Annotated in this window: 9 protein-coding genes; 1 reads left to right on the top strand and 8 read right to left on the bottom strand. The window is 51.4% G+C overall.

The genetic code is table 11. The annotated features are described in order from the left end of the window. Positions 1–11: 11 nt before the first annotated feature. From F0L74_RS02325 to F0L74_RS02290, 8 genes are all read right to left on the bottom strand, one after another. A complete protein-coding gene (locus F0L74_RS02325) occupies positions 12–725 on the bottom strand; it encodes a fasciclin domain-containing protein (RefSeq protein ID WP_188315826.1) in 714 nt (237 codons plus the stop codon). A gap of 10 nt (positions 726–735) precedes the next feature. After that, positions 736–2,223, bottom strand: a complete 1,488-nt coding sequence (locus tag F0L74_RS02320; RefSeq protein WP_149836218.1) for a RagB/SusD family nutrient uptake outer membrane protein — start codon at positions 2,221–2,223, stop codon at positions 736–738. A 19-nt stretch (positions 2,224–2,242) separates the two neighbouring features. Further along, on the bottom strand, positions 2,243–5,470 hold the full coding sequence (locus tag F0L74_RS02315; protein ID WP_149836217.1) for a SusC/RagA family TonB-linked outer membrane protein: 3,228 nt from the start codon (positions 5,468–5,470) through the stop codon (positions 2,243–2,245). 12 nt (positions 5,471–5,482) lie between these two features. Next, a complete protein-coding gene (locus F0L74_RS02310) occupies positions 5,483–6,520 on the bottom strand; it encodes a DUF5007 domain-containing protein (protein WP_149836216.1) in 1,038 nt (345 codons plus the stop codon). Between the two features lie 10 nt (positions 6,521–6,530). Continuing rightward, on the bottom strand, positions 6,531–7,715 hold the full coding sequence (locus F0L74_RS02305; protein WP_188315825.1) for a carbohydrate-binding protein: 1,185 nt from the start codon (positions 7,713–7,715) through the stop codon (positions 6,531–6,533). Positions 7,716–7,763: 48 nt separating this feature from the next. Further along, entirely contained in the window at positions 7,764–9,239 is a 1,476-nt protein-coding gene (locus F0L74_RS02300) for a RagB/SusD family nutrient uptake outer membrane protein (RefSeq protein WP_149836214.1), read from the bottom strand. A gap of 17 nt (positions 9,240–9,256) precedes the next feature. Further along, positions 9,257–12,256: a SusC/RagA family TonB-linked outer membrane protein gene (locus F0L74_RS02295; RefSeq protein WP_149836213.1), complete on the bottom strand. Its 3,000-nt coding sequence runs from the start codon at positions 12,254–12,256 to the stop codon at positions 9,257–9,259. A gap of 681 nt (positions 12,257–12,937) precedes the next feature. Further along, positions 12,938–14,089 (bottom strand): T9SS type A sorting domain-containing protein, encoded by a 1,152-nt coding sequence (locus F0L74_RS02290; protein WP_149836212.1) that lies wholly within the window; start codon positions 14,087–14,089, stop codon positions 12,938–12,940. 253 nt (positions 14,090–14,342) lie between these two features. Between F0L74_RS02290 and F0L74_RS02285 the strand changes: the two genes are divergently transcribed. Further along, positions 14,343–15,347: an endo alpha-1,4 polygalactosaminidase gene (locus F0L74_RS02285; protein WP_149836211.1), complete on the top strand. Its 1,005-nt coding sequence runs from the start codon at positions 14,343–14,345 to the stop codon at positions 15,345–15,347. The last annotated feature ends 49 nt before the right edge of the window (positions 15,348–15,396 follow it).

Genomic DNA, 15,396 nt, shown 5'->3' with positions numbered 1-15,396 from the left:
TGTACAATGTTTTATTTCAGATATTGTTCTGCCGTCAGTATAAAGGAGCCCACGCGGAAACCCAGGGCGTGACTGTTATTCAGCACATGTAATACCCCGTTCTTCGGCTGTATATCTGAGGTGGCGATCTTTATGTTTGGGTTGTTCTGGAAGTTCTGCGGGTCATAGGTAATATCTGTTAACCGTATAGTACGCGGGCCTACGGCCTCCACATTGTTATAGTTCTCATAGACCAGCCCTATGTTCAGTACATAACCATTATCCATTACGTAATTGATGCCTGGGTAGGCATAGATATTCACAGGGTCTACCCGGGCAAACTGTTTGGCCAGGTACTTGCCCTTGAGTACGTACATGGAAAGGAAGTACTTCCAGACCTTTGGGTCTATATCTTCCAGGTGTACGGAGTCTTTGACGTTAAAGTAGCGGTACTCATTCAGTTCATCCATTACTACTTTTACGGCGTCGTCTGTAGGGGAAAAGAAGGTTACGTCATCGTTCTGCAGCATTTCCTTCATACCCGCGCGTTCTATGATATAGGTAACGGTATCAAACCAGTAAGGGTTACCCTTCAGGTAATCATAAATGCTGCCGTTATAGTGTGGGTCGGCTATGCCGCCATCTACATAATAATCCTTCTTGCAGGCATTGAACAGCAGTATCACCAGTAACAGCATCGCGGCTACCGGCCATAGTTTTACATCATTCAATTTGCTCGTTTTCATAAGCATTATTTTATCTGGACCAGTAATCGTTTTGTATGATCAGGGGGTTGTTCTTTACGGCGCCCAGGTCTATGGGCCATGTCCATGCACGGCGGTCAAACTGCTCCGGCGTCAGGAAGTTCTCGCACATATTCCTGTCCATGATGCGGCCGGTGCGTACCAGGTCGTAGTAAAAGTGCCCTTCTCCCCACAGCTCTTTGGCGCGCTCCAGGAAGATGGCATCCTGTAAGGCAGGGCCACCGCCACCGGCATAGGCGCGGGCGCCCGCCCGGTCGCGTACCATATTCAGCAGCGTAATGGCAGGACCGTTCTGTCCCAGGTCAGCCAGCGCTTCTGCCCGCAATAAGAGCAGGTCCGCATAGCGGAAGATGATCAGGTTAGCGTCATAATCGCGGGTAGTGGGATTGGATACGGCAGAGAATTTCAAATACATGGCAGACTGCGGGTTGGCGTCGCTATAAGGATCATCAAACCACAGGGTGAACCGTTTATCCGGCTCCCCGGAGGGATAGATCTTATCCAGCCAGATCCTTTTTGGCGTTATCTCGCTGCCAAAACCGCCTTGCAGGTTGCCGCTGCTGTGGATGATAGGCTCGTGCAACACCCACTGCGCAATCAGGGAGTGGAATTGTACGCCGTAGTTAATATCCAGGGATAGCTCAAAGATGCCTTCCGCAGAACGGCCTTTAAATATGTTCTGGAAAGCTTCCGGCGTATAAGGCAGCAGCTGGTATACGCCCAGGTCCATTACCTGCTGGCCCAGCTGGGCGGCTTCCTGCCAGTATTGCTGCTGGTGCGAGTGGTCAAATCCTGCTTTCCACATATACATATGCGCCATCAGGGTAAGGGCGGCGCCCCGGGTGCCGCGTACGGCGCGGAAAGTGGGATCGTCATAGGTTACCGGCAGGTCCGGCTCACAGGCGCGCAGGTCCTGTATGCAGGTATCCAGCACGGTAAGCATATTGATACGCGGTTTTATATCCGTTTCATAGGGATCCAGCTGCAGCGGCACATCGCCATACAGGCGTACCATATAGAAATAGGTAAAGGCGCGTATAAAGCGGGCTTCCGCTACCAGCGCTTTCCGCTGCTGTTGTGTAAAGCCGGGGTCCTCTATACCGGGTATACGGTCTATACACAGGTTGGCGGCGGCTATAGTACGGTAAAACTGCGTCCAGTTCTTGGGCCGGTCAGAACCGTCGGAACTGGCCAGGTCAGAGCCCAGCATATCATTACGGCCCAGGGCGGCCAGGTTGCGTTTGTCAAACCAGTTCCACCAGCCGGCGCGGAAATCGCCGGTATTGTATAGGGTGGATTCCAGGAACTTATCCAACAACAGGCGGTATGCGCCGTTAATGGCCTTTTCCGCGTCTGCCCTGTTTTGCCAGAACTCGCTGCCGGACAGGGTATCTACCGGCTTCACTATCAGGAACTTCTTACAGGAAATGCAAAGCAGCAACAAACCTATCAGCAATCCTGTTTTATATCGTGTTTGCATAACATTGTCTTTGGCTGTTTTAGAATTGTACCGCAAAACCCAGCGTAAAGCTGACAGCGGATGGGTACCCGTTTATATCATCCCGTCCCAGGGAGGTCACCGTTTCCGGGTTAGGCCCGGAGTAGGGCGACAGGATGCCTACATTGTAAGCGGTGAAATAAGTACGCAGCATACGCATCTTCAACCGGCGCATAAAGTCCTGGTTGCGGAAGGTATAGGCCAGCGTTACCTGGTTCAGCTTAAAATAAGAGCCGTCTTCCTGGAACAGTGTCTGGTCCAGCCGGTTGGGCAGCACATCCCGCGCATGGAATACATTGCCAATGGCCGGGTACTGGGCCTGATCCCCGGGCTTTTTCCAGTAATTGATGCGGTCCAGGTCATAGTAGTTCACCGGGCCTTCCGCGGTGCCGGTAATACTCAGGGATTCCGGGTACTGGGCACGGTACAGGCGGGCGGCCATGGCATTATTCAGGATGCTGCGTTTGATCAGGAAGGAGCAGAACACGTTCAGCGAAAAGTTGCGGTAGCTTACCGTATTGGTAAAACCGCCGGTTACCAGCGGATCAGGGTTACCGCTGATCACGTTATCATCCGCGTCGTCCAGGGCATAGTCGCCGTTTACATCCGTCCAGCGGGGATCGCCCCCCAAAAAATACTGGGTGCCACTGCCGCGGAAAGATTTATAACGGGTGCCTTTTACCGGGTCCACCGGTACATCGCCGGTGGTGGAGTAGATACCGTTGGTCTCATACAGGTAATTGCTGATGGGATTACGGCCCACTTTCAGCGCCAGCTCTTCGTAATAGGGCGCTCCCTGCGCCTGGCGGTAGAAATGAAGGCCGCCGGGCAGCTCCGTAAGCACGCCACGGTTATAAGCGCCGTTTATGCTCACCATCCATTGTAAAGCACGCGGGTTGGGAGAGCTAATGGGCCGGGCGGTAATGGTCAGCTCATGGCCATAGTTCACCACGGCAGCGCCATTGATCTGTACCCGGTCAAAACCTGTTACGTCTGGCAGGTACAGATCGCGGATAAGGTTAAACGATTTTTTAAAGTAGGTATCATAAATAAACTCCAGTCTTCCCTTAAACAGGCCAATGTCCACACCAAAATTGAACTGGTTGGATTTTTCCGGCTCCAGGGACTGGTTGGCCATTACGCTAAAATTAGGTGCAATGGCCGGGCCGTTGTTGTAGTTGTTATATACCTGGTAAATACCCAGGAAATTGGGTAGCGTGGCAGCGGCGCGGCTATTGGCGCCATAAGTGACGCGCACGGAGCCATAGTCCAGCCAGTTCAACCGGCGGAACAGGTTTTCCTTGCCAAAGTTCCAGCGTACCCCTACGGCCGGGTTCTTGGTGTAAGGATTGTTAATACCGGCAGAGGAGTTGCCATCCAACCGGTAAGAAAGATCTATGCTGTACTTGGTGCGGAAATTATAGGAGATAAAACCCGCCCAGGAAAGCGCATGGTATACGTACGATACGCTGGTGCCGTTCACATTGGTGCCATTGGCATCATTCCAGGGATTGCCGGGGTAAAAACGCGGTGAGTAACCGCGTGGCCCCCAGAAGAAATCACTGGGCCCGTTACGTATATCCCTTACATGCTGATTATCTGTTTTAATATTTACCTCGCTGAAAACGCTGGCATACAGGTTATGCCCAAATTCCACATTATTCGGGTTGCTGCTAAAGTTGTAGTTCACGCCGTTACGGGTATTGAGCTCATCATGACGGCCTACAAAACCGTATAACTGGGTTTGGTTATTATTGGCAAAGGCCTGGTTAAAGCGGTCGCGGGTATCAGTATAATAATCGTACGAGGTAATGGAGTTCACGCGTATGTTCTTGAACAGCTCATAATCCATATCCAGGAAACCGCGTATGTTAATGGTATTGTTATCATCCATATTATTCTCATACCCTTCAAACTGCGGGTTACCTACAAACTGCGAAGGACCGGGCATCAGGGAACTGGTAAAGGCATTGCCCGCGCCGTTGCCGGTAAGGCCGCCGCCGTTGCCGCGCTGCTTTTGCCCCAATGCGCCAAACAGCTGGGTGCTGATCCGCAGGCGGGTACTGGGCTGTATGTTCAGCTGCATATTAAGGCTGTATTTGTCAAAGCCGGTATTCTTGATCACGCCCTCATTGCGCTGGTAGGCCATATTGGCCTTATAGTTCAGCTTAGGGCTGCCGCCGCTGATCTGTACGTTGTTATTGGTGTTGACCGTGGTTTGGTAAAACAATCCCTGCCAATCCGTAGAGTTGTTATAAAAGCTGTTAAGGCTGTCCGTAAGGAACTGCGACTGCTCCAGGCGGTCGCGGGCTTCCTGCCAGTCGCGGCTGGTGTTAATGATAGACTGTATGCGGAAATCGCGCTCCAGCTTACCGCCCCAGGTGGGCCGCAGCTGTGGCGCCAGGTTCACGAAAACGCTGCTGTTCACATCAATGACCGGCGTAGGCGAGTTGCCCCGTTTTGTAGTGATCACAATTACGCCGTTGGCCCCGCGGGAGCCGTATAAGGAGGTGGCCTGTGCATCCTTCATGATCTCGATGGACTGTATATCATCCGGCGGTATCAGTGCCAGCGGGCCGGTGGCGGCGCCTGGCTGCAGCATGGATTGGGAAAAACCGCCGTCATAATCCACCGGCACGTTATCGATCACCAGCAACGGGTTATTGGTGGCCAGATAGGTCTGGTCGCCGGTACCGCTAATAGCCAGCTGCGATATACCGCGTATGGATACGGTGCCGCGGAAACCCGGAGCGCCGGTATTATTCTGGATATTAAGGCCGGCTACCTTACCCTGCAGCAGCTCCTGTACGCTGGACACCGGTACGTCCTGCAGGTCCTTGCCGGATATAACGGCCACGGAGCCGGACACGGTCTCTTTGGTACGCTTCTGATAGCCTACTATCACGGCTTCTTTCAGCGAGCGGTTCTCCGGCGAGAGGGAGATATTAAGTGTGGGTTTGGTCACCTTCAGCGTCATATCCTTATAACCCACAAAACGGAACTGTACGGTTTTGCCTTCCTGTATGGTAAAGGAGAAATTGCCCTGCACATCTGTAATGCCCAGGCCCTTCTTTGCCTGCACATCAATAATGGTTACGCCGGGCAGCCCCTCGCGCGAGGTGGCGTCTGTTATACGGCCCCGTACGGTGATGTTTTCCTGCGCATAGGCTATGCTGCCAAACAGCAGCAGCACAAACAGGACCGGTATTTTAAAATAGCTGGTATGCATAACGTGGTAATTTTAATCGTCCTGAAATTTTGGATTAACCTTGAACTTGATGATCACTTCCCAGTCGCCCGGTTCATAAATGGCGAAACTGAGCCCTATGGCGGCATTGAACCGCTGGCCAAAGGATACCCGGTTATACACAAAGGCGATGCTGGCTTTGTCTGAGTTGCCGGAAACATCTGCCAGTATGGGGAATGGGCTGGTTACATCATAGGTAAGCACCGTACTGTCCGGGCTCATACGCCGGTTAAAACCAAAGGCTACATCCACCCCGGCGGCGCCGCTGCGGTAACGCAGGCTGTCCCAGCGGGTAAGGTTAAAGTTGGAGAATGGGATGGGCAATGAGTCTTTATCAAAGATCTTGAACGTAAGCGTATTGCCCTTGACGTCTGTTTTACGGAAGTATACATTGATGCTGTCCCTGATCAGGGCCAGGTTCAGCATATCCACCACGCCAGATACATCCGGGTGGTTAATGCCTCCCTGGTCCAGCGGTTTACGCAGGCCGGTGATGTCGTCAAACTCATAGGGATCATATGGGCGTGGACGGCGTACATCCAGTACCATATTCTTAAATACCTTTTCGCCGCCTTTGTTCTTTACCCTTACATCAAAATAATAGATACCAGGTTTTACGCGGGCGGAGTCTGTATTCCAGAAAAAGATCTCGCCGGAGTGTGGCCGCATATCAAGTACGGGCCGCTTCACCGTGGTGCGTTTGGCTTCTATCTGCGCTACGGTGGTTTCCAGGCCGCTGTAGTATTCCTTCCATTGCTTGGTATCTACATTTTCCAGCAGCTCCGGTGCGGCAGTACTGTCACTGTGGCGCACATTCTCTATGGCAAAGTCCAGGGGCTGTGTGGAATAATCTGCGTTGAAGATATAGGCGTACACATTGGTACGGCCCAGGTTCACCGGAAAATTGTTCCGGTTATAGTTCATGTTATTACTGAAGAAGTCCTCTTCATCCGGCACCATATGCTTGTAGCAGCCGGCGGCCATAAAAGCCAGCAGCAGAACAATGGCAAAATAAGGTAGGTAACGTTGCATAGTGCGCTGATTAAAGTTTGGTAAAAATGAATTTGTTGATATTGTAACCGCCGGTATCCAGCACAAACCGCATTACATGTTTGCCGGCGGTAAGCGTTACCGTTTTACTAAGGGTAATATAACTTTGCCAGCCGCCGGTACGGGGGCAGTGCATAGTGCCGGTAATGTTCACGCCATCAAATTCTACGTGAAAATCTCCGCCTGGTTCGTCGTTGGCCGCTGCGCGTACACCCAGGTCATAGTCGCCGCTAACGGTTACTTCTACGGTATACTCCAGCCATTCAGAACCGCTGGTCCAGCCTATGTTAAAACCGCCTTCGCCGCAGTTCTCAATATCTACACGCTCCGTACGGTATTGGCCGCCATTGTTGTTGTTATCGGTGTCATGATAAGAGAGCCCCTCGCCGCCATCGTCAAAATCCTCTACCTCTATGGTGCCGGGTATGGGTGATGGCAGGCCCAGGTAAGGCGCCTGTATGGGGTTCAGGGAATAAGGGAAGGCCAGCGGCACCAGCGATATAAATCCGAATACGTGTTTACTTTCCAGCACATGCAGCCACCCGTTGGCAGTCTTAAGATCTATGCTTTGGGTAATGGAGGTAGACCAGTCCCGTACAAAGCGGGAGCGGTTCATATCGCTGAGCTGTATGATCGTAGGCCCGCCTGCAATGATGCCAGAAGCATTGGTAGGCGCGGTTTTCCCGTTCATCAGATAACCGTAGGAGAGCGTGGTCAGGTTTACGCCATCCGCATAATCCAGGGAGTCTGAGGTTACTTTCGCGGGTATCATATACCGGCGCAGTAAGGTATCCCATACGGCCGGGGGAATGCTGTCCAGCGTCCAGTTACCGGCAAAACCGTACTTGCCGCGGGTATAGTTCAGGTTATACAGGCCGGTGCGTATGCTGTAGTCCTGCGGTGCAAAAAAGGTCACATTCGCGGTCTTGAGCGTATCTGCCAGGCCGGCTATATCTATCAGGTGTAACAGCGTATCATACAAACCCTGCTGACTTTTCAGGAAATCATAGGTATTTACGCTTACCTCTGAGGTAGGTTTGGCATTGCGGAACTCATTATACTTTTTACAGCCTGCCGTAAGCAGCAGTATAAGGCACAGGCCTGTAGTGCTGCGCCATAGCTGCCCGTGTCGTTGCCATGCGGGCCGTTTATTGGGTGATGGTATGTTTGGTTTCATTGGTCTGTTTTTAGCGTGTATATCGCCGGGATCTGCCATCCGGCCTCATTATCTCCAGAAACTGTTCTGTACAAGTGCGCTGTTAGTAGCCAGGGCTGCTTTGGATACCGGCCAGTAGGCGGCGCCATTGTTCACATCCTGTTGCGTAAGCTGGGTGTATTGGGGGATCTTATTAAAGTGGATAAGATCATACCAGTACCAGCCTTCGCCTATCAGCTCCCGGCGGCGCTCCATAAAAATGGCGTCCAGCAGGGCCTGTTGACTGGGGCTGCCGGGCAGTGATTTTAGCCCACGCCGGCTGCGGATGTTGTTAAGATCGCCTATGGCGTCGCCTAGTCCCAGGCGGGCTTTACACTCCGCCTGCAGCAGGTACAGTTCCTCATACCGGAAAATGATAATGGCAGATGTATAGAAGCGCAGGGTAGGATTAGTAACCGCGGTATTTACTTGTTTCATTTTATAGAACACCGGGAAGGCGTCATTCAGCTGGGAAAAGAACAGCGTGGCGCGTTGGTCGTTGGCCTCACTGTATATACCCAGTATGCTGTCTTTGGGAACATAGATCTCTGATTCGCTTTTGGGGATATCCGGCAGCCGCAGGGTCCAGTCTTCGAGTTGGCCGGTGGTGGAAAACTCCGCATGGTCAAAGTTCAGGTCCACCTGGAAGATGTTACTTAAACCACGCCCGCGGAAAGAGCCATCCAGCCGGGTAAGATCGGCGGTGCTTACAAAATTATAACCGGTAAGGGCCTGGTTATCGATTACGTTGCGGGTATTTTGAAGCGCGTTTGTATAATCGCCTTTCCAGGCATATAGATGGGCCAGCAGCGTATACGCCATACCGCGGGTGGCGGATATATCCGTATGGTGACCTTCGCCCTGCCCCTGGTAGTCGCCCTGCTGCTCGGGGGATCTGCCGTCATATTTCCAGGGCAGTCCGTACGCGGCGGCCAGGGCGTCCTGTATGGCAAAGTCCAGTACCTGTTGCGCGGAGCTGCGTGCTACGGGTTTAAAGGAACCGTCGTTAACGGTGGCGATCAGCGGTACATCGCCCCAGATCCGTACTATGTAATAGTATAAAAAGGCGCGCAGGAAACGTACCTGGGAGCGGTCCAGCTCCATATCATTCACAGAATAGCGGTAGTCATTTTTCACCACCTCCGGCAGCCGTTCAATGGCCAGGTTACACTGGGCAATGGCGGCATAAAAGCGGCGCCAGTCGCGCCACTGGTCAGCGGTGGCATAGCTGGCGTTCAGGTTATTGTCTACCAGCGCCTGCAGGTCGCCGCGTTTTGTTACGCGGAAATCGCCGCCGCGCATGTCTCCATATACCCAGTGGGCGTTCTCATTCATAAGGGCCGCGCGGATCAGCGCATAACAGCCATAGGTAGCAGCACGGGCATCGTTCTTGTTCTGCCACATGTTCTCCTCCGTCAGCGCGCGCCTGGAAGGCTCATCCAGCATCTTCTTACACGCGCTGCCCAGTAAGGCCATTCCCAATAGGATCACAATAGTATATCGCATGGCAAAGTTGTTTTGGGTCAGAATTGAAAGTTAAAACCAAGGGTAAAGCTCCTGGGAGCGGGCCAGTTGTAATAGCCCTGGTCATAGCCAAAATAGTCCACCGCTTCCGGGTCGCCGCCGGTATAGGGCGTCCAGGTGGCCACGTTGTTCGCGGTGGCATAGATACGTAGCTGTTCAATACCACGGCGTTCCATCCAGGATGCGCGCAGGTTGTAGGCAAGGGTAATGGCCCGCAGCTTTACAAAGGAACCATCTTCCAAAAACAGGGTCTGATCCGGTTGATAGGCATTTACGGCGCTCCAGGGATTGTACAGCGGGTATTTATCGTAATCCCCGTCTACTTTGGCCCAGTAGTTCACTTCCTTAATGCCTTTGATATCATCCGCGCCTTCACGTGCGGCAAAATCAAAACGGTCTGCCATGGCCTGGTTAATGATCTTACGCCCAAAGGCATAGTTGCAAAGCACCTGCAGTTCCAGCTGCCGGTAGCGGAAAGTGTTGCTGAAGTAGCCCTGCGCGGCAGGTACCTGGCGGCCTTTCATCACCCGGTCCGCATCATTGATCACATAGTCGCCGTTAAGGTCTTTCCAAATGGGATCGCCGGCATGGAGGGCTACACCCTGGTAGCTCATTTTTTTGCCGGTGGATGGGTTTATGGGTATATCCGCATCCGTGTTATAAATGCCTTCGTTGATCAGCAGCCAGTAACGGTCTGTGGGTTTATCAACCAGCAGGCGGCGGTTGCCTATGGTCATATCCTGTACGCCGTCTGGCATGGCCAGCAGCTTGTTCTGGTTGGTGTAAACGGACAGGCTGGTGGTCCATCCAAATTGCGGGCCTTGTATAATGGCGGCGTCCAGGGCCAGCTCATAGCCAAAATTGCGGATGTCCATACCGTTCTTTACCAGGCCGGTATAACCGCTTTCTTCCATAACGGGTATTTTCAACAGCAGATCCTTGTCTGTTTTGGCATATACATCCAGGGAGGCATGTATACGGTCGTGTAGCAGGCCTATATCAAGGCCCAGGTTCCATTGTTCTACATAAGGCCATTTCAGATCATCGGTTACATAACCGGTGCCAAAGCCGGCATTAATAGCGGGAAAGGCGTTATAGGTAGCCATATTGGGGTTGCCGTTCCAGCCTATGTCCACATTGTATATGGGGCCGCCTTTGTAGTATTCGTCCATCAGTACCCGGCCCACACGGCCATAGCTGGCGCGCAGGTTCAGGTTACTCAGCCAGCCGGCCTGTTGCAGGAAGTCCTCTTTGCTGATCTTCCAGGCGGCAGACAGGGTGGGAGAGAACAGCCAGCGATGCGCTGCTGGTACATTAGAGCTGCCATCCCGGCGCAGGTACAGGTTCACAAAGTATTTACCTGCATAATTATAGCCAACATTGGTATAGAAAGAGGCCAGGTTGGATTGTGTATAGTCCTTATAATTGGTCTGCAGGCGCAGGTTGCCAAATACGCCTTCTTTATTGGCGTCATCACCAGGCTTGTATATTTTAATATAGTCGCTCCTCCCCTTGTAGGCCCTGCCGTAATCATAACGCCATTTATCCCACAGGGCCAGCTGTCCCACGGTAACATCCAGATGGTGTTTGTCTGCAAAGGTGTTATCATACCGGACAGAATTATCCAGCATCATACGCCGGCTTAACCCGTCAAAATTGGATACAAAGTTGTTGCCATCATTGAGATAGGTAGGTATGAACAGGTCGCGGAAATTCTGCGTATAGTCAATACTAAAACGGCTGTTCAAAGACCAGTGGGGGGATAGATCGTAGTGCAGATTGGCCAGTACCCGGGCATTGTTATTCCGGTTCTTGTTGATGCCATCCTTTATAGCGGTAAAATAACTCTGGAAATATTGCTTGTTGGGTGATGGCGGGCTTTCAAAATTCACCAGGTAATCCTCATCGCCGGCCCGGTCGCGGATAAACTCATTCCGGCTACGGGTAACGGTGGCGCCGCTGATGTAGGTAGTAAGCATCAGGTGTTTTACCGGCATCAGGTTAACGCCAAAATTCACATCATAACGGTTCATACCGGTGCGGTCTGCTACACCCTGCTGTGCGGAGCGGCCCAGGCTAAAACGGAAGTTCGCCAGCCGGGTGCCGCCGCTTACGGCCGCCTGTATGCCATTGCTCCAGCCGTTCCGGTAATAGACCTCATCCCAGTCAGATGCGCCAAAGTACCGGTCCTGTGTGGAGTCTGCCAGGTAACGCGGAAAATTGCGCCACTGGGTCTCATTCGCATATTTTTGATAGAACGGCATACGGAAATCACGCTCAAACTCCCCGTTCACCGTCTTTACCCTGGGCTGTAGCGATAGGCCTACCCATGAGTTTACGGTTACTTTCATACGCCCGGAACGCGGGCCTTTGGTCGTAATATTTACAATACCGTTTGCTGCCAGCGGGCCATATTTGGCGCTGGCGGCAAAATCTTTCAGCACTTCTATGCTTGCGATATCGTTTACGTCCAGGAAGCTAAGGAGATTGATCTCCGTACCCATGCGGTTAAGATCAAACCGCTGTATATCGTACGGGAAAGGATGGTCCGGCACCAGTGGGATGCCATCCACTACATAAGTAGGCTGCGCGTAGAAAACATCGCTGTTCTTAAGCAATAATGTGGAGGCGCCGCGGATAAATACGCTGGTACGTTTTCCCGGCTCTGCGCTGGGCGTGCGTATGTCCACGCCAGTTACCCTGCCGGCCAGCATCTGGTCAATGCTGGTGTAGGGCAGCTTTTTTGTTTCATTCATGTCTACCGCAGATACGGCGCCTATCTGCGGGTGTGGGAGGAACAGTTCATTGTTCGGAAGATGGCCGGTAGTATCCCGCGGTAACAGGGGAGTTTTCTTTAACCAGCCAATACTATCTGTTGCAGCGGTACCGGTAGTGTCTTTGTTCTTGTACACGTTTTGGGCATAGTTGCTGTTACATAACAGCAAACAGATAGCCGCCCCCGCCAGGCCCTTGTGCAGGGAGGAATAAGGATGTGCCATAAGTGGAATTTTAGCAATACGGGTCCCTCACGTAAGATGGATTACGTTTGGAACAATAAGGTCGCGCTTTGTGAAAACAGGTTAACTACTGATCCTGTGTGGTTTCAGTCCCTTTTCGTAAAAGCAGAAAATATAAATGGTCCGGATTAATAACGGGCATACGGATACCATGGCCCTTTGAGAGATGTAAAAATCTAACCTGCATGTGCGATGATTGTGGAATTTTTCAAATGCTGTACGACGAATATTTAATCTGATGGAATATGGTCCTGGATAGTTAGTGCTGCAAAGGCATTGGATTTAGGCTGATAGATAACGCGGATCTGGGATTCACTACTACTATAACTACAACTTGGTGGCCTTTAAGCAAAAAAATCCTGCTACGGATACTTCTTCAATCGGTTGTCATCAAATTTAATTAGCTAAAACGATTTTTCATAATTTTTCTTAACAAATATTTTTCATTTGAAATGCCTTCCCTCATCTAAGTAATACTTATGCGCCCATTTGCGTACAGCCGTGCCAGTGCAGGCATGTACTGTAAACAGGCTAGTATGTAATTCGTATACGATATCTATCTAACCTATATATTACGTACTTATACCCGCATATGCAGGCCCCAAAGGGAGAGCGCCATTTGCTGCAGTTGCCTGCAACAAATGGCGCTCAAAAAAATACGGGTTATTGTTTGGCTATCATTTTTGTAAACAAGCGTCCGTTGTGCACCACATGCACCACATAATTCCCGGCCGCTACATTTTTCAGATCAAATACGGTACGGTGTGTACCTGCTTGCAGCTCGCTATTCAGCAGCGTGGCCACCAGCCGCTGTTGCATATCATATACTTCCAGCGTGGTACGCCCCGCTTCTTTAAGCGCCAGCTCAATGGTAGTGCTGTGCTGCGTAGGGTTGGGAAATATTTTCACGGCTACTTTTTCTGCAGCGGCATCCGTTTTCCCATCTGGCATAATGGAGGCGGCAGCTACAGCGGTGCTGTTCACATCGCTGGGGCAGGTAGCATTGCCTTCTGCGATACAGAAGTCCGCAAACCGCACCTGCTCATCCCGCATGCCGGATACCAGCTTGCGGTAAATACCCCATTTAGGCCGGCAGAATGTGGTCTCGTCCCGCCACATATTAATACTGTTATCACTGTAAGAAAGCAATGTAACGCCGTCGCTGACCCGTTTTATAACAATTTCATAGCTGCCGTTCACCGCGTATTTCACCTTCTCATACACCTCTACCCAAACGCCTTTAAAGGAAGAGAGGTTTACGCTGGTGATCTCCCCGCTGGTGCCGCCGGTGCCGGTGCTGTGTATCACCTGCATTTTTTGCGGATTGCCGGCCCGTGGCGTTAGGGTGATGATAGGCGCGCCGTCATCTCCATCGCCAGCCTTTATCTGGTGAATATGACAGAAGCCGGAGGTAGGTATAAAACCGGCGTCCAGTTTAAACTTCCAGCGATAGGTAACGGTTTCGTTCAGGGCGCCTTTCAGGTTCGCCGGCGATGGGCCAAAGGTCTTGATCTCATTACGCTGCCGGTCGTCTGCATCCGTACAGCGGTCATTATCCGGCGTGTTGTGGATATGGAACACAAACACGTTCTTATTCAGATCATTGTCAAACACTTCTGTGATATGCCGCCCAAATGCGGGATGCGCACAGTCCGGCGTTTCGCTTGCGGTGCCGTTCCCCAGCACGCTTTCAATAAGCTCATACGTGCTGCCAGGGCCATTGGCCTGGAGTGTTACCTGTGCGGATAGATGAGAAAGGGGTAATAATGCGCCTGTCAGCAACAGGAGCCCGTTGGTGAGTAAAAGGGATTTCATGATGACGTAGAATTTTTTTAAGTGATAAACCAGGCGGTATAATGGGATACCGCCCTTATTACTGCAATGAGCCGTCCCATTTCAACCGATTGCAAGCAATAGTAATTTACAGGTTTTTTAAACACAGCCCCGTTGTTATTTTAACCGAACAGCATGGTTTTTTAACAGGATAGGTTATTTTTTTATGCCTTTTTAGCGATGGGATACCATAGCGCTCCCCCCAGCCGTTTTATAGGGCAATTAACCATATCCTATGAAAACCGGACAACTGCTGGTAACAGCACTCCCTATCCTGTTGAACATACACGCGTGTTCACCTTCAGAGAATATTACGCCCGCTGAAGAAGCGGCCCGCAAGATGCCCGTAGCGGTGATAGATTACCGCGAGGAAATGCGCAATTTCGTGACCGGCATCAGCCAGTATGCCAAAACAACCAATCCACAATTCCTTATCATTCCGCAGAACGGTATAGAGCTCATCACCACCAACGGTGAAAGTAATGGTACCCTGGCGCAAAGCTATATACAGGCAATAGATGCCGTAGGCCAGGAGGACCTTTATTACGGCTACACGGATGATAACGTGCCTACGCCCGCAGCAGACAATGCCTATCTCCGCGCCTTCCTGGACCGCATAAAGAACAGCAAGCAGGTACTGGTAACAGACTATTGCGCCCAGGCTAATGGAGATGCATCTTATGCCATCAACAACACCAACGGTTATATCTCCTTTGCAGCCAACCACCGGGAGCTCGATAATATCCCCGGCCCGCCCTACAATGCCAATGCAGACGATATTACAGATCTTAAACTGGCCAGGAATTTCCTGTATCTCATCAACCCACAGCATTATGCCAGTAAAGCGGCATTTATAAATGCCGTTAGCGCTACTAATTATGATGTGATCATTATGGACCAGTTCCTGGATGCCGGCCGCCCCTTCACCGCTGCAGATATAGACCGCCTTAAACGCAAAGCCAACGGCGGCAAACGCCTGGTCATCAGTTACCTGTCCATTGGCGAGGCGGAAGTATACCGCTATTACTGGCAAACAAACTGGGACGAGGATAATCCATTCTTTATCAATGCCCAGGACCCCGCCTGGCCTGGCAACTATTTTGTTGATTACTGGACGCCGGCCTGGCAGGATATCATCTACGGCAACGACAGCTCCTATGTAAAAAAGATAGTGGATAGCCACTTTGATGGGGCTTACCTGGACCTGATTGATGCTTTTGATTATTTCGAGAACAGGTAAACGACCGCTCATCTATTTTGCAGGCATGACCCAATGAACAAAAGATTAT

The organism is Chitinophaga agrisoli, from assembly GCF_008386695.1.
GTDB lineage: Bacteria > Bacteroidota > Bacteroidia > Chitinophagales > Chitinophagaceae > Chitinophaga > Chitinophaga agrisoli.
Note: the sequence above shows the minus strand (reverse complement) of the source record. Positions and strands in the feature narration are given on the sequence as shown.